The sequence below is a fragment of the Allofournierella sp. CML151 genome (assembly GCF_027853465.1).
Classification (GTDB): Bacteria; Bacillota; Clostridia; order Oscillospirales; family Ruminococcaceae; genus Allofournierella.
In genome coordinates this window covers 190,351-204,909 of record NZ_JAPNNW010000004.1, presented here as the reverse complement: position 1 = coordinate 204,909, position 14,559 = coordinate 190,351, and the positions used below count along the sequence as shown (strand labels likewise).

Annotated in this window: 14 protein-coding genes and 1 riboswitch; of the genes, 11 read left to right on the top strand and 3 right to left on the bottom strand. The window is 62.1% G+C overall.

What is annotated here, in order from left to right; all coding sequences use genetic code 11:
• Positions 1–147: 147 nt before the first annotated feature.
• Together PH256_RS05020 and PH256_RS05015 are read right to left on the bottom strand one after the other, a co-directional pair.
• Positions 148–978, bottom strand: coding sequence for an Mrp/NBP35 family ATP-binding protein (locus PH256_RS05020; RefSeq protein ID WP_164496674.1), 831 nt, complete (start codon positions 976–978; stop codon positions 148–150).
• A 24-nt stretch (positions 979–1,002) separates the two neighbouring features.
• Positions 1,003–1,818 (bottom strand): purine-nucleoside phosphorylase, encoded by an 816-nt coding sequence (locus PH256_RS05015; RefSeq protein WP_087183719.1) that lies wholly within the window; start codon positions 1,816–1,818, stop codon positions 1,003–1,005.
• 186 nt (positions 1,819–2,004) lie between these two features.
• On the opposite strand from PH256_RS05015, the gene PH256_RS05010 reads away from it, so the two are divergent.
• The 11 genes from PH256_RS05010 (at position 2,005) to PH256_RS04960 (ending at position 12,455) form a co-directional block, all read left to right on the top strand.
• A complete protein-coding gene (locus PH256_RS05010) occupies positions 2,005–3,549 on the top strand; it encodes an oligosaccharide flippase family protein (protein WP_270913223.1) in 1,545 nt (514 codons plus the stop codon).
• Between the two features lie 50 nt (positions 3,550–3,599).
• Positions 3,600–3,798: riboswitch (cobalamin riboswitch) on the top strand.
• 178 nt (positions 3,799–3,976) lie between these two features.
• Positions 3,977–5,344 (top strand): cobyrinate a,c-diamide synthase, encoded by a 1,368-nt coding sequence (locus PH256_RS05005; protein WP_270913222.1) that lies wholly within the window; start codon positions 3,977–3,979, stop codon positions 5,342–5,344.
• Positions 5,341–6,417 (top strand): nicotinate-nucleotide--dimethylbenzimidazole phosphoribosyltransferase, encoded by a 1,077-nt coding sequence (gene cobT / locus PH256_RS05000; RefSeq protein ID WP_270913221.1) that lies wholly within the window; start codon positions 5,341–5,343, stop codon positions 6,415–6,417. The genes PH256_RS05005 and cobT overlap by 4 nt, the downstream gene beginning before the upstream one ends.
• Positions 6,405–6,947 (top strand): bifunctional adenosylcobinamide kinase/adenosylcobinamide-phosphate guanylyltransferase, encoded by a 543-nt coding sequence (locus PH256_RS04995; RefSeq protein WP_270913220.1) that lies wholly within the window; start codon positions 6,405–6,407, stop codon positions 6,945–6,947. The genes cobT and PH256_RS04995 overlap by 13 nt, the downstream gene beginning before the upstream one ends.
• Positions 6,934–7,710: an adenosylcobinamide-GDP ribazoletransferase gene (locus PH256_RS04990; RefSeq protein WP_270913219.1), complete on the top strand. Its 777-nt coding sequence runs from the start codon at positions 6,934–6,936 to the stop codon at positions 7,708–7,710. Before PH256_RS04995 ends, PH256_RS04990 begins: the two co-directional genes overlap by 14 nt.
• Complete coding sequence (locus PH256_RS04985; RefSeq protein WP_058966027.1) at positions 7,707–8,042, top strand: bifunctional adenosylcobinamide kinase/adenosylcobinamide-phosphate guanylyltransferase; 336 nt, start codon at positions 7,707–7,709, stop codon at positions 8,040–8,042. Before PH256_RS04990 ends, PH256_RS04985 begins: the two co-directional genes overlap by 4 nt.
• Positions 8,039–8,644 carry a histidine phosphatase family protein gene (locus PH256_RS04980; protein WP_270913218.1) on the top strand — a complete coding sequence of 202 codons (606 nt, stop codon included), beginning with the start codon at positions 8,039–8,041 and terminating at the stop codon, positions 8,642–8,644. The genes PH256_RS04985 and PH256_RS04980 overlap by 4 nt, the downstream gene beginning before the upstream one ends.
• On the top strand, positions 8,641–9,606 hold the full coding sequence (cbiB, locus tag PH256_RS04975; protein ID WP_270913217.1) for an adenosylcobinamide-phosphate synthase CbiB: 966 nt from the start codon (positions 8,641–8,643) through the stop codon (positions 9,604–9,606). Before PH256_RS04980 ends, cbiB begins: the two co-directional genes overlap by 4 nt.
• Before the next feature lie 21 nt (positions 9,607–9,627).
• Positions 9,628–10,698: a pyridoxal phosphate-dependent aminotransferase gene (locus tag PH256_RS04970; protein ID WP_270913216.1), complete on the top strand. Its 1,071-nt coding sequence runs from the start codon at positions 9,628–9,630 to the stop codon at positions 10,696–10,698.
• Positions 10,691–12,187, top strand: coding sequence for a cobyric acid synthase (locus PH256_RS04965; RefSeq protein ID WP_270913215.1), 1,497 nt, complete (start codon positions 10,691–10,693; stop codon positions 12,185–12,187). Before PH256_RS04970 ends, PH256_RS04965 begins: the two co-directional genes overlap by 8 nt.
• 25 nt (positions 12,188–12,212) lie before the next feature.
• On the top strand, positions 12,213–12,455 hold the full coding sequence (locus tag PH256_RS04960) for a hypothetical protein (RefSeq protein ID WP_270913214.1): 243 nt from the start codon (positions 12,213–12,215) through the stop codon (positions 12,453–12,455).
• Here PH256_RS04960 and PH256_RS04955 read toward each other — a convergent pair whose 3' ends face one another.
• On the bottom strand, positions 12,456–14,534 hold the full coding sequence (locus PH256_RS04955; protein ID WP_270913213.1) for a glutamine synthetase III family protein: 2,079 nt from the start codon (positions 14,532–14,534) through the stop codon (positions 12,456–12,458).
• Between the last annotated feature and the right edge of the window lie 25 nt (positions 14,535–14,559).

Here is a 14,559-nt window from a genome sequence, read left to right as displayed (position 1 = left end):
AAGGCGGTGGACCAGAAAACGGCTCCGGCGATGAAGATCACCGCAACGATCACAAGAAAGCCGAGCAGATAACCAGCGGTCAGATGCTCGCGGAACATCCGGGTCCACTCCTTCGGTGGTTTGGCGCCTCCCATAAGTTCGGATGGCTTACTTCAGCAGTGCCTGCACCGCGTCAGCTGCGGCATTCAGGTACTGGCCGCCATACACCTCGATCAGGCCCTGGTCGGCACACTCTGCCAGCTTGGGGTCGATGGGGCACTTGGCCAGAACGGGAATGTTGTACTTGGCAGCAACCTCGTCCACGTGGCTTTCGCCGAATACCTTGATCTGCTTGCCGCAGTCCGGGCATTCCACGTAGCTCATGTTCTCCACCACGCCCAGAATGGGAATGTTCATCATCTGAGCCATCTTCACGGCCTTGCCCACGATCATGCTCACCAGCTCCTGCGGGCTGGCAACCACGATGATGCCGTCCACGGGCAGGGTCTGGAACACGGTCAGGGGAACGTCACCGGTGCCCGGAGGCATGTCCACAAACAGGAAGTCCACGTCCTTCCAGATCACGTCCTGCCAGAACTGCTTCACCGCGCCGGCGATCACGGGGCCACGCCATACAACGGGGTCCTCCTCGTGCTCCAGCAGCAGGTTGATGCTCATCACATCAATGCCCATGCGGCTCTCGATGGGCCAGATGCCGTTCTCGTCGCCCATGGCACGGCCATGGATGCCGAACAGCTTGGGGATGGAGGGGCCGGTGATGTCGGCGTCCAGGATGCCCACGCCGTAACCACGGCGGCGCATCTCCACAGCCATCAGGGCGCTGGTCATGCTCTTGCCGACGCCACCCTTGCCGCTTACCACACCGATAACCTTCTTAATGCTGCTCAGCTTGTGGGGGGCCTCATGGAAATCCTGAGGGTTCTGACGGCTGGAGCAGTTTTGACTGCAGCTGCTGCAATCATGCGAACATTCGCTCATGATTTGTTTCTCTCCTTTTTTCTATTACAGCTCGGCAATGATGCCGCTCACCAGATTCTGCAGCACCTGTGCGCGCTGGTTGGCAATTTCAATGACCTCATCACCGGAAAGCTTCTTCTTTTCAATGCCCGCGGCCATGTTGGTAATCAGGCTCATGGCCAGAACCTTCAGTCCGCAGTGGCTGGCGGCGATCACCTCGGGTACGGTGCTCATGCCCACTGCATCCGCTCCCAGGGTACGGAAGGCCCGGATTTCAGCGGGGGTCTCGTAGCTGGGGCCCATGTAGCCCAGATACACACCCTTCTGCAATGCAACGCCCTGCTTCTCGGCCACCTGCAGCGCCAGCTCACGCAGCGCCGGGGTGTAGGCGAAGGTCATATCGCAGAAACGGGGGCCGACAGCCTCATCGTTGGGGCCGGTCAGAGGGTTGGCGCCCATAAAGTTGATGTGATCCTCCAGCAGCATCAGATCGCCCACCGAAAAGCTGGTGTTCACACCGCCCGCGGCGTTGGTCAGGATCAGGGTTTCCACGCCCAGAGCCTTCATCACCCGGATGGGGAACACGATGTCCTGCATGGAGTGGCCTTCGTAGTAATGCAGCCGACCCTGCATGCACAGCACCTGCTTGCCTGCCAGCTGCCCGGCCACAAAGCGGCCCGCATGACCCGGCGCGGTGGAGACCGCAAAGCCCGGAATTTCGCTGTAGGGCACATACACCGGTGCTTCGATGCGGTCGGCAAGGCCGCCCAGACCACTGCCCAGAACGATGCCCACGGTGGGCGTTTCGGGCAGACGGCTGCGCAGCAGGTCGGCCGCCTGCTGAATGGTTTCCATCATCATTGTAAATCCTCCTGCGGCCCGTCGCCGAAAGTGCGCGGGCAAAGTGAAAATATCCGGTTATGATTTTACCACACCTGTCAACAAAAGAAAAGAAGTAGCCAACAAACAAAAAGCAAACGTCATACGCATATCCCGCCCGGCATATCCATGAAACAGGCAGTTCAAGCCGAAAGAAAGGGTGGGCCCATGGGCAGACTGAAAACCTATTTGAAGAATGTGGCGATCCTCACGGTCACTGGCCTGGGGCTGCGGACGGCGGGTATGTTTTTCCGGGTGTACATCGCCGCGCGCATCGGGGCCGAGGGTATGGGCCTGTATCAGCTGATCTTCACGCTTTACAGCCTGTGCATCACGGTGGCCACCGCGGGTGTTTCGGTAGCTGCCACCCGATTGGCAGCAGAGGAATTGGCCCGCCCGCAGCCCGGCCGGGCAAAAGGAGTTCTGGGCCGGGTGATGGCGCTTGCCTTAGCCTTTGGTTTCGCTGCAGGGGTGGTGCAGCTGGTACTGGCCTGGCCTGCCGCCCGCTATTGGTTGGGGGATATACGGGCAGCGCCCTCGCTGGCACTGCTGGCGCCCAGTCTGCCCTTCATGGCAGTGGGCTCGGCGGCCCGGGGTTATTTCTTCGCCCGACGCAAGGTAGGTCCCAATGTGGTCAGTCAGATTTTTGAACAGATCATCCGTATTGTCCTGGTGCTGCTGATTCTTCCCGGTGCGGTGCAGCGGGGTGTGCAGTACGCCTGCGCTGCGGTGCTGGTGGGCAGCATGGTCAGCGAGGTTGTATCTACCCTGCTGGTGATGTGGTACTACCGGCGGGATATGAACCGGACCTTCGGCGATGCCCCGGCTCAGGTGCCCAGGGGCACCTCAGGGCGAATCTGGCGCATTCTGGCCCCGGTGGAAGGAGGTCGCTGCCTGGATAGTGCCCTCCACACGGTGGAAAACACGCTGGTTCCCGCCTGCCTGCTGGCCTTTCTGGGCAGCCGGGAGAAGTCGCTGGCTCAGTTCGGCGCGCTTAAGGGGATGGCCATGCCGATACTGCTGTTTCCGTTTTCCTTCCTCACCCCGCTGGCCACCCTGCTGATGCCGGAGGTTACTGAGGCGCACATTCTGGGGCGGCAGAAAACATTAGAAACGCTGGTGGGGCGCATCATGCTGTTCACCACCACCTTTTCGGTGCTGGCCGGGGGATTGATTGCCCTGTACGCTTATCCGCTGGGCCGGATTCTCTACCACGACGAGACCATCGGCTTTTATCTGGCAGTTCTGGCTCCGGTGCTGCCGGGCATGTATCTGGATGCCATGGGCGATTCCATTCTGAAGGGCCTGGGCGAGGAGGTGGCCACCTTCCGCTACAGCATCTGGGATTCCCTCATCCGCATCGGTCTGGTGATTTTGCTCATGCCGCGCATGGGCATGAAGGGCTTTCTGTTTGTGATGATTTGCTCCAATGTGCTGTCCGCGCTGCTGAACATCTTCCGCATTGAAAAGGTGGCCCGCATCCGCACCCGCTGGTATCGGTGGTTTGTGCAGCCCGCGTTGATTTTCCTGATTTCGGCGGTTCTGGGGCAGGGGGCCCTGCGCCTGGTGGGAGTGAGTGGTGATTGGCCGCAGCTGCTGCTGGGCTGCGTGGTCACCGGGGGACTCTATTGCCTTCTGATGCTCCGCTTCGGCCTGTGGGACGCAGTGCAGGCCATTCTGACCAGGCGAAAGCCCGCAGGCAGCGCCGCCTGAATTTATGACCGCTTTGCCTATACAAACATCCGGTTTTGTGGTATAGTATATAGGTTAAATCGCCGCCGGGTGCCCGGAGCCGCAAAAGGCTGGCCGGGAGAATAGGGAAATGGGTGCAATGCCCATGCGGGACCGCCGCCGTAAAGGCTGAGCATTGGCAGGAAAAGCCACTGGGGAGTTTTCCCGGGAAGGCGCTGCCGGTGCGCGCAAGGCCTGAGCCGGAAGACCTGCCCGACGGATGAATCACTGCCAAAGGCAGGAACCCTCGCGCCGGACGGACCAAACGTGCGCAGGGCAAAGCACCGGCTGCTGGGCCGGTGTGTGTTGTACGTTTCCGGGCCTTTCTCTGCTTTGCCGTCCGGCAAGGCGGGAGAGGCCTTTTTCTTTGCGAGGCGGCAAAAGACCGCCGTTTTGTTGAGGAGGACCAATGCTCGAAGTGATGATCGCCGCCCCGGCTTCCGGCAGCGGCAAAACTTCTGTCACCTGCGGCCTGCTGCAGGCGCTGAAAGACCGGGGCCTGGCCCCTGCGGCCTTCAAGTGCGGGCCGGATTATATCGACCCTATGTTCCACCGCTCGGTGCTGCAGGTGCCCAGCCGTAACCTGGATGTATTTCTCGCCGGGGAAGAGCGGGTGCGCAGGCTTTACCGCCGCCACACAGCGGGCTGCGATGCTGCGGTGTGCGAGGGCGTGATGGGCTTTTACGACGGTATGACCTTCGGCGGCGACAAGGCCAGCGCCTGGGATGTGGCCCGCCTGCTGGAGCTCCCGGTGCTGCTGGTGCTGCACCCCTACGGCTCCAGTCTGACACTGGCGGCCCAGGTGAAGGGAATGCTCTCCTTCCGCAAGGACAGCCGCATCAAGGGACTGTTTCTGAACCGGTGCAGTGCCGGTTTGTATGCCGCGCTCAAGCCCATGCTGGAAGAGGAGACCGGTGTGCCGGTGCTGGGCTGTCTGCCCGAGCTGGAGCAGGCGTCTCTCTCCAGCCGTCATCTGGGTTTGGTCACCACCGGCGAGGTGGAGGATCTGGCCCAGCGGGTGCGGGCAATTGCAGCCTGCCTGGAAACCACAATGGACTGGCCCCGCTTTCTGGCAGTCTACCAGACCGGGCGGCAGTCGGAGCCCGCAATTGCGGAGCAGCCCTGCGAAAACGGCCCCGTGATTGCCGTGGCCCGGGACGAGGCCTTCCAGTTTTATTATGAAGAGAGCCTGGACGCGTTGCGCCGGGCCGGAGCGCGGCTGCACTTTTTCAGCCCGCTGCATGATGAGAGCCTTCCAGCCGGTGCGGCGGGCCTGTATCTGGGCGGCGGCTATCCTGAACTGCACGCCAAGGCTCTCAGCGAGAACCGTCCCATGCGGCATGCTATTCGGGCGGCAGTTGAGCGAGGGGTGCCTACCGTGGCGGAATGCGGCGGCTTTTTGTATCTGGGCCAGAGTCTGGAGGACGCAAACGGCGACGCCTGGCCCATGGCCGGGGTACTGCCCGGCGCGGGCCACAAAACCGGCGGACTGGTGCGGTTCGGCTACAACCGACTGACCGCCCGCAGCGACAGTATGCTGCTGCGCACCGGCGAGATCACCAATGCCCACGAGTTCCATTGCTGGGACAGCACCGAGAATGGCGCGGCCCTGCAGGCGGAAAAAACCTCCGGCGGCAGGCAGTGGAGCTGCTGCTTTGCCACTCAGAGCTTGTACGCGGGCTTTCCGCACCTGTATCTTGCCGGAGACCTGCCGCTGGCCGAGCGCTTTGCGGCAGCGGCAAAGGAATATGCAAAGCGAGAGGAGAAGCAAGCGTGACACTGGCACAGCTTTTAAAACAGATCAAGCCGAAAAACGAAAGGGCAGAGCAGGAAACCCGCCGCCGCTGGAACGCCTGTGCAAAGCCGCTGGGCAGCCTGGGCCTTCTGGAGGACGCATTGTGCCAGATCGCATCGGTCACCGGCTCGGCGGACATTGATCTGGAACAGAAAGCCTTACTCGTTTTCTGTGCGGACAACGGCGTGGTGGCCCAGGGGGTAACCCAGACCGGCAGCGAGGTGACGGCAATGGTGGCCCGCGGGTTTGCGCAGGGCACCACCCCCGCCTGCCGGATGGCCCGGCGGGCAGGCTGTAAGCTGATTCCGGTGGATATGGGCATCAAGGATTTTACCCCGCAGCCCGGTGTGCTGGATCGGCGGGTGGCCAACGGCACCGGCGATATTTCCCAGGGCCCGGCCATGACTCGCGAGCAAGCCGAGCAGGCCATTCTGGCCGGCGCGCTTTTGGTACAGGACTGCAAGCAGCAGGGCGTGGGCCTTCTGGCCACCGGCGAAATGGGCATCGGCAATACCACCACCGCCAGCGCAGTGGCCAGCGTGCTGCTGGGCTGTGAGCCGGAGGCCATCACCGGCCGGGGCGCGGGCCTTTCCGATGAAGGACTTGCCCGCAAAAAAGCGGCCATCCGCAAGGCCATCCAGACCAACCAGCCGGACCCGACGGACCCGCTGGATGTGCTGGCCAAGCTGGGTGGTTTTGATATTGCTGGTATGTGTGGTTCATTCCTGGGCGGTGCGGCCTTCGGGGTTCCAGTGCTCATGGATGGCGTCATCAGCGCGGCGGCGGCTCTGCTGGCGGTGCGCCTTTGCCCGGATGCGGGCAAAGCGATTCTGGCCAGTCATGTATCGGCAGAGCCTGCGGGTGCGCTGCTGCTGAATGCGCTGGACAAGCACCCCCTGATCACCGCCGGACTTCGCCTGGGCGAGGGCACCGGCGCGCTGGCAGCCATGCCGCTGCTGGATATGGCCCAGGCGGTGTATGAGGAATCCAACACCTTCGAAAATTACGGCATGGAGGCCTACCAGCCCCAGGGAGGCGAGTCATGTTCACTCTGATCGTGGGCGGCGCGGCCAGCGGCAAAAGCGAATACGCCGAGCGCTTGGCGGTGGCGGCCCCGGCGGCGCGCCGGTTTTACATTGCCACCATGCAGCCCTGGGGTGAGGAGACCCGCCAGCGCATTGCCCGGCACCGGGCCATGCGGGCGGGCAAAGGCTTTGAGACGGTGGAGTGTCCGCTGAATCTGGCGGGCCTGCAGCTGCCGGAACAGGGCGCAGTGCTGCTGGAATGCCTGAGCAATCTGGCGGCCAACGAACGATATGATCCCGCGGGTGCGGGTGAGGATGCCTTCTGCTCCATTTTGGACGGGGTGGACAAGCTCCTCAGCCAGTGCAGCGATTTGATTCTGGTGAGCAACGAGGTGTTCAGCGGCGGCATCGAATACGAGGGCGATACGCTGGAATACCTGCGGCTGCTGGCCCGGCTTAACCGGGAGCTGGCTGCCCGGGCGGACAATGTGTGCGAAGTACAATGCGGCATTGCCCGGTATTATAAAGGAAAGGAGCCCTATCTGCATGATCGTGCTTGAGACCATCGCGGTGGCCTTTGCCATGTTTTCCGCCATCCCGGTACCTCAGCCGGTGTGGGGGCCGCGCAACATGCGGTATGCGTTGTGCGCACTGCCCCTGATCGGGGTGGTGATCGGGCTGGCCCAGGCACTGTGGCTGCTTGCCGCCAATTGGCTGTGCACGCCGGAAATGCTGCGAGGTGCAGGGCTGTGTCTGATTCCCATTCTGCTCACCGGGGGCATCCATCTGGACGGCTACGCCGACACCAGCGACGCGCTGGCCAGCTGTGCGCCGCCGGAGAAAAAACAGGAGATTTTAAAGGACCCCCGCTGCGGCGCCTTCGCGGTGATCCGGTTGGGCGTCTGGTTTGTGGCCAGCTTTGCGCTGTGCACTGCGGTGCGGCTGGATGACCCGGCTCTTGCCTGCTTTGGGATGAGCTTTGTGCTCAGCCGGGCGTTGTCCGGCTGGGCGGTGGCCACCTTCCCGCTGGCAAAAAACACCGGCCTTGCCCATACCTTCGCCACCTCGGCGGATCGGATGGCGGTGCGCCGGGTGCTGCTGGTGCTGGCAATTTTGCTGGCGGTCTGCATGTGTGCAGTGGGCCGGATAGAAGGTGCAGCCATGGTAGCGGCAGCGTTTTTGGTGCTGCTCTACTACCGCCGCATGAGTGACAAACAGTTCGGTGGTCTGTCCGGCGATTTGGCAGGCTGGTTTTTGCAGACTGCGGAACTTTGGATGCTGGCCGCCCTTGTGGCGGTGCAGCTGTTGGAGGCAGCGTTATGATTTTTATCACAGGCCCGCTGTTTGCGGGCAAACGGGACTTTGCCTGCCACATTCTGGGCTGTAAAGCGGAAGAGCTTGTCAGATATGCGGTGTGGGATGTGCAGAATCTGGTGGGGCAGAAATCCCCGGAAGAGCTGGCGGAGCAGCTGGAAACCTGGCCGGTGGTCATCGCCACCGAGGTGGGCGGCGGTGTGGTGCCGGTGGATGCAAAGCAGCGGGCCGACCGGGAAGCGGCGGGCCGTCTGGCCTGCCTGTTGGCCCAGAAGGCGGACACTGTGGTGCGGGTCTTCTGCGGTCTGCCCATCTTATTAAAAGGAGAATTGCCGGAATGAATATCTATCTGCTTCGCCACGGCGAAACGGAATACAATAAGCAAAAACGCTACCAGGGCACGCTGGATATCCCCCTGAGTGCCGAGGGCCTTGCCCGACTGCAAAAGGCGCCGATCTCACCCAAAGTGGTCTATATTTCCCCTCTGGTCCGCGCCCGCCGCACCGCCGAGATCCTCTTCCCGGAAGCCCGGCTGGTGGAGGTAGAGGATCTGAAAGAGATGTGCTTCGGCGTGTTTCAGGGCCGCAACTACATCGAGATGGAAAAGGACCCGGACTACATTGCCTGGGTGGGGGAGGACTGCACCGGCCGTTGCCCCGGCGGCGAGACCAAGGCGGAGTTCACTCAGCGCACCTGTGAGGCCTTCTGCCGCCTGCTGGAGGATGCTCTGGCAGCTGGCGAGGAGGAGCTGGTGATTCTGGCCCACGGAGGCACTCAGATGGCTCTGATGGAGCAGTACGGCTTGCCCAAAAAGGATTATTACAGCTGGTGCGGCCCCAACGGCGGCGGCTATCTGGTGACCACCGACGCCAACCGCTGGAACAAGGAGCACACGCTGGAATACCAGCGCACGGTGTGTTATGAAAGGGGCGGGCAGGTATGACGATTTTGCTGGCTGTTTTGCTGGGCTTTTGCGTCGACCTGATTCTGGGCGACCCCCGTTGGATGCCCCACCCGGTGGTATACATGGGTAAGGCCATCACCCGGCTGGAGCGGCTGCTGCGCCGTCTTCTGCCGGATACGCCTCGCGCTCTGTTCTGGGGCGGCGTGGTGCTGGCGGCGGTTCTGCCGCTGGGAACGCTTGCTTTCAGCGCAGGTGTCATCTGGCTGGCAGGCCGGATTCATCCCGCACTGGGCTTTGCGGTGCAGGTGCTGTGGTGCTGGCAGGCGCTGGCGGTGAAGGACCTGCGGGTGGAGACCATGCATGTGTACGAACCGCTCTGTAAAGGTGATCTGCTTGCTGCCCGAAAAGCGGTGAGCCGTGTGGTGGGACGGGACACCCAGTCCCTCACCAGCGAAGGTGTGACCAAGGCCGCGGTGGAAACCATCGCGGAAAACTTCTCGGACGGCGTCATCGCCCCCATGCTCTACCTGATCATCGGCGGCGCGCCTTTGGGTTTGGCTTACAAGGCCATCAATACCATGGACAGCATGGTGGGCTACAAAAACGACAAATACCTGTACTTCGGCCGGGCCGCCGCAAAACTGGACGACGCGGCCGGATACATCCCCGCCCGGCTGTCTGCTTTGTTCTGGATTGCCGCGGCCTTCTTCACCGGAAACAATGCGGCGAACGCCTGGCGTATCTGGCGGCGGGACCGGCGCAAGCATGCCAGCCCCAACGCTGCCCAGCCGGAATCCGCCTGCGCGGGTGCGCTGGGGGTCCAGCTGGCAGGTCCGGCCTGGTATTTCGGCAAGCTGCATGAAAAGCCCACCCTGGGCGATGCGCTGCGCCCGGTGGAGGTGGAGGACATCCCCCGCACCAACCGGATGATGCTGACCGCCAGCCTGTTGGGGCTGGTGGTGCTGGCGGCGGTGCGCTGGGCGGTGCTGCTGGCTTTATAAGAAAAAGGAGAATCAACTGCAATGCAGCAAAAACTGACCCATGGCGGCGACTGGGCGGGCTTTGAGGCCGAGTATGGCCGCCCGCCGCTGGATTTTTCCGCCAATGTGAGCCCGCTGGGCGTGCCCTGGGCGGTACGCCGGGCGGTGGCAAAGGCGGCCCGGCAGGCGGCCCGTTACCCGGACCCCCTCTGCCGCCGTCTCACCGAGGCGCTGGCCCGGCACGAGAGTGTGAAACAGGAGCAGATCCTGTGCGGCAACGGAGCGGCAGATCTGATCTTCCGGGTGGTGCTGGCGAAGAAGCCCCGTACAGCCCTTGTCACTGCGCCCACCTTTGCGGAATACGAGCAGGCGCTGGAAACGGTGGACTGCCGGGTGAAGCAGCACATGCTCACCGAAGAAAACGGCTTTGCCGTCACCCCTGCCATTCTGGAGGAAATCACTCCGGAGCTGGACATGCTCTTTTTGTGTGAGCCAAACAACCCAACCGGAGCGCTCACCGAGCCGGACCTGCTTCGAAAGATTCTGGAGCGGTGTGCGGCCTGCGGTACTCTGCTGGTGGTGGACGAGTGCTTCAACGACTGGCTGGATGACCCCGCAGCCCACACCCTGAAGGGGGAGCTGGGCCGCTTTTCCAATTTGCTGATTTTAAAGGCTTTCACCAAGCTGTATGCCATGGCGGGCCTGCGCTTGGGGTACTGTCTGTGCGGGGACGAAGCCCTGCTGAAGGCAATGGCTCGCTGCGGCCAGCCCTGGGCGGTGTCCGGCCCGGCGCAGGAGGCGGGGCTTGCGGCCCTGGGCGAGCACAGGTATGTGGCCCGGTTACGGGCGGTCATTCAAGCAGAGCGCCCCTGGCTGACGAGTCAACTGGCCGGGCTGGGCCTAAAGGTGCTGCAGGGCAGTGCCAATTATCTGCTTTTGTACAGCGAAAAGGAGCTGGCGGCCCCGCTGCGAAAGCTGGGCGTGCTGATTCGGGACTGCTCCAATTATCCCGGCCTAAATAAGGGCTGGTATCGGGTGGCAGTGCGTACCCGGCAGGAAAACCGGCAGCTGATCGCTACCCTCAGAAAGGTGTGTGGCTGCGAGAATGGCTAAGGCAAAATGTATCATGATCCAGGGGACCATGAGCGGGGCGGGCAAGAGCCTGCTCTGCACTGCGCTGTGCCGTATTTTTGCGCAGGACGGCTGGCGGGTAGCCCCTTTCAAAAGCCAGAACATGGCACTGAACAGCTGCATCACCGCCGACGGCCTGGAAATGGGCCGCGCCCAGGCGGTGCAGGCCCAGGCGGCCGGGTGCGAGCCGGACGTGCGGATGAATCCCATCCTGCTCAAGCCCAGCAGTGACACCGGCAGTCAGGTGATTGTGAACGGTGAGGTCTGGGGCGATTACTCGGCGGCGGATTACTTCAAAAACAAAACCCGGCTGATTCCCCATGTGCTGGAGGCCTACAACAGTCTGGCAGAGAAAAACGACATTCTGGTCATCGAGGGTGCGGGCAGCCCGGCGGAAATCAATCTGCGGGAAAACGACATCGTGAACATGGGTCTGGCCGAGCTGGTGGATGCGCCGGTGCTGCTGGCAGGCGATATCGACCGGGGCGGCGTGTTTGCCCAGCTGTATGGCACGGTGGCGCTGCTGAACGAAGAGGAGCGCGAGCGGGTCAAGGGCCTGATCATCAACAAATTCCGGGGCGATGTGGGCATTCTGCGTCCCGGCCTTACCCAATTGGAGGAGCTTACCGGCCTGCCGGTGGTGGGCGTGATTCCCTATACCCGGGTGGACATCGATGATGAGGACAGTCTCGCCCCACGGCTGAACGCCCACGAGGCTCACCGGCCGGTGGATGTGGCGGTGATCCGGCTGCCGCACATCTCCAATTTCACCGACTTTTCCCCGCTGGAAAGCCATCCCGCGCTGGGTGTGCGCTATGTGGAGCAGGCCGCCGGTCTGGGTGCGCCGGATCTGATTGTGCTGCCCGGTACCAAAAGCACCATGGCGGACCTTGCCTGGATGCGGCAGAACGGCCTGGAGGCAGCGGTGCGAAAGCTGGCGGCAGTCGGAACCCCGGTGCTGGGGGTCTGCGGCGGCTATCAGATGCTGGGCCAGACCCTGCGGGACCCGGAGGGCGTAGAGCAGGCGGGCGAGATGCGCGGCATGGGCCTGTTGCCCTGCGAGACGGAATTCACCCCCAGCAAGGCACGCACCCGCACGACGGCAAAGGTGATGGCCGGTCCCTTTGCCGGGGCGTCGATTCAGGGCTATGAGATCCACATGGGCCGTACGAAGCGGATGGCGGGTCAGCCTCTATGCCTGTTGGAAAACGGTCAGGAGGAAGGTGCAGCACAGGGCAATGTGTTTGGCACCTATCTGCATGGCCTGTTCGACGAGGGCTCGCTCACCGAGGCTCTGGCTGCCTGGCTGCTGGCCCGTAAGGGCATTGCCCGGGAAAACTTCCGGCCCCAGAGCCATTGGGATTACCAGCAAAGCCAGTATGATCTGTTGGCGGATGCGGTGCGCGCCAGCTTGGATCTGGACGCAGTTTACCGTGCTATGGGGCTTGCAAATCCCAATCAAAAAAAATAACGCAAAACACACAGAGCGCGCGGCATTGCCAAAACCGGCAAGCCGCGCGCTCTGTGCGTTTTATAGGGGAGAAAACGAAAAAGTATGGCGGCACCGCACAATTCCAGATGGTGGAGCATACCGGAAAATTTTTTGTGAGATGAAGCAAAAAGCGCAGGCAAGCCTTGGTGGCTTGGCGAGCATTTTTGGAAAATATCGCGAAAAATTTCGGCATGATACGCCGTCTGAGTCTTTAGACGTGAATTGTGTGGTGTTGCCATGGGAGTAATCAAACGTAGAACAGCATGTCGCTGTAGGTGGGCAGCGGCCAGACGGAACGGTCCACCAGCTGCTCCAGACGGTCGGCCGGGGTACGTACTGCGTCCATGGCCGGGATCAACGTCTGGGCGCACCAGCTTGCGGCAACCGAGGCATCCTCGGCCACCGGGTCGGCCAGACGGCCTTCCAGCTGGTCGGCAGCCTGGATGAGCTGACCGGTGAGGGAGGAAATGTGGCGAGCCAGTGTCTCCTCCTGGGGAACCTCAATGCCCAGTTGCTTTTTGGTGCTTACGCCCTGGGCCAGGCCGGTAGCATAGTTGACACAGGCGGGCGAGATGCGGCAGCGCACCAGATCCAGCAGGGTCAGCGCCTCAATGCGGATGGCCTTGGCATATTCGTCCAGCAGGATGTCCTGACGGGACTGGATCTCATCCTGGGTGTAAACACCATGCCGGGCAAACAGCTCCACGTTCTTCGGGTCGGTGTAGTGAACCAGCGCCTCAGGGGTGGTGCGGAAGTTGGAAAGGCCACGGCGCGCGGCCTCGACCTCCCAGTCGTGACTGTAGCCATTGCCGTTGAACAGGATGCGCTGGTGAGCGGTAAGCTCACCGCGGATCAGCTTCAGCAGGGCACGGGGCAGGTCGTCGGCCTGCTCCAGCACATCGGCAAACTGCCGCAGCGATTCTGCCACAGCGGTGTTCAGCATCACGTTGGTGCAGGCGATGTTGAAGGAGGAGCCGGGCATACGGAACTCGAACTTGTTGCCGGTGAAGGCGAAGGGGCTGGTGCGGTTGCGGTCCGAGGTATCCTTGGGCAGGTTGGGCAGCACCACAGCGCCGGTGTCCAGCACGGTGGGGGCGTTGGGCTGGCAGGGTTTGCCGGCCACCAGGCAGTCGATCACGGCCTGCAGCTCGTCGCCCACATACATGGAAACGATGGCCGGAGGTGCTTCGTTGGCGCCCAGGCGATGGTCGTTGCCCGCGCTGGCTACGCTGATGCGCAGCAGGTCCTGATAATCGTCCACCGCTTTGATCACAGCGGTCAGGAACAGCAGGAACTGGGTGTTCTCGGCGGGTGTGGTGCCGGGGTCCAGCAGATTTTCGCCCCCGTCGGTGGAAAGCGACCAGTTGTTGTGCTTGCCGCTGCCGTTCACACCCTCAAAGGGCTTTTCGTGCAGCAGACAGGCAAAGCCGTGACGGTCGGCAACCTTCTTCATCACCTCCATGGTCAGCTGGTTGGCGTCGGTGGAGATGTTGGCGGTGGCGAAGATGGGAGCCATCTCGTGCTGGCAGGGAGCCACTTCGTTGTGTTCGGTCTTGGCCAGGATACCCAGCTTCCACAGCTCCTCGTCCAGGTCAGCCATGAAGGCCTTGACCCGGGGCCGCAGGGAACCGAAGTAGTGATCCTCCAGCTCCTGGCCCTTGGGGGCGGGAGCGCCAACCAGGGTGCGGCCGGTCAGAATCAGATCGGGGCGTCGGGCGTAGTCCTCTTTATTGATCAGGAAATACTCCTGCTCAGGTCCGATGGTGGCGTTTACCCGCTGCACGTCCTTGCCGAACAGAGCCAGCACACGAACCGCCTGCTTGCTGATGGCATCCATGCTGCGCAGCAGGGGAGTCTTCTTGTCCAGCACCTGGCCGTTGTAGCTGCAGAAAGCAGTGGGGATGCACAGGGTGTCATCCTTGATAAAGGCGTAGCTGGTGGGGTCCCAGGCAGTGTAACCACGGGCCTCAAAGGTGGCGCGCAGGCCGCCGGAGGGGAAGCTGGAAGCATCCGGCTCGCCCTTGACCAGCTCTTTGCCAGAGAAATCCATGATGACGCTGCCGTCACCGCAGGGATTGATGAAGCTGTCGTGCTTTTCGGCGGTGATGCCGGTCATGGGCTGGAACCAGTGGGTGAAATGAGTCGCGCCCTTGCTTACGGCCCAGTCCTTCATGCAGGCGGCCACCACATCGGCCACACTGGGGTCCAGGGGAGCGCCCCGCTGGATGGTATTTTTCAAAGAACGATAAACTTCCTTGGGCAGGCGGGCCTTCATGACCTTGTCATTGAATACCATACTGCCAAACAATTCCGGTACATGATTCATATGTCACAGCTCCTTTTCATACTTC

Coding starts and splice junctions, on each gene's coding strand:
- PH256_RS05020 (WP_164496674.1), bottom strand. CDS start 978: ATGAGCGAATGTTCGCATGATTGCAGCAGCTGCAGTCAAAACTGCTCC.
- PH256_RS05015 (WP_087183719.1), bottom strand. CDS start 1,818: ATGATGATGGAAACCATTCAGCAGGCGGCCGACCTGCTGCGCAGCCGT.
- PH256_RS05010 (WP_270913223.1), top strand. CDS start 2,005: ATGGGCAGACTGAAAACCTATTTGAAGAATGTGGCGATCCTCACGGTC.
- PH256_RS05005 (WP_270913222.1), top strand. CDS start 3,977: ATGCTCGAAGTGATGATCGCCGCCCCGGCTTCCGGCAGCGGCAAAACT.
- PH256_RS04995 (WP_270913220.1), top strand. CDS start 6,405: ATGTTCACTCTGATCGTGGGCGGCGCGGCCAGCGGCAAAAGCGAATAC.
- PH256_RS04990 (WP_270913219.1), top strand. CDS start 6,934: ATGATCGTGCTTGAGACCATCGCGGTGGCCTTTGCCATGTTTTCCGCC.
- PH256_RS04985 (WP_058966027.1), top strand. CDS start 7,707: ATGATTTTTATCACAGGCCCGCTGTTTGCGGGCAAACGGGACTTTGCC.
- PH256_RS04980 (WP_270913218.1), top strand. CDS start 8,039: ATGAATATCTATCTGCTTCGCCACGGCGAAACGGAATACAATAAGCAA.
- cbiB (WP_270913217.1), top strand. CDS start 8,641: ATGACGATTTTGCTGGCTGTTTTGCTGGGCTTTTGCGTCGACCTGATT.
- PH256_RS04970 (WP_270913216.1), top strand. CDS start 9,628: ATGCAGCAAAAACTGACCCATGGCGGCGACTGGGCGGGCTTTGAGGCC.
- PH256_RS04965 (WP_270913215.1), top strand. CDS start 10,691: ATGGCTAAGGCAAAATGTATCATGATCCAGGGGACCATGAGCGGGGCG.
- PH256_RS04955 (WP_270913213.1), bottom strand. CDS start 14,534: ATGAATCATGTACCGGAATTGTTTGGCAGTATGGTATTCAATGACAAG.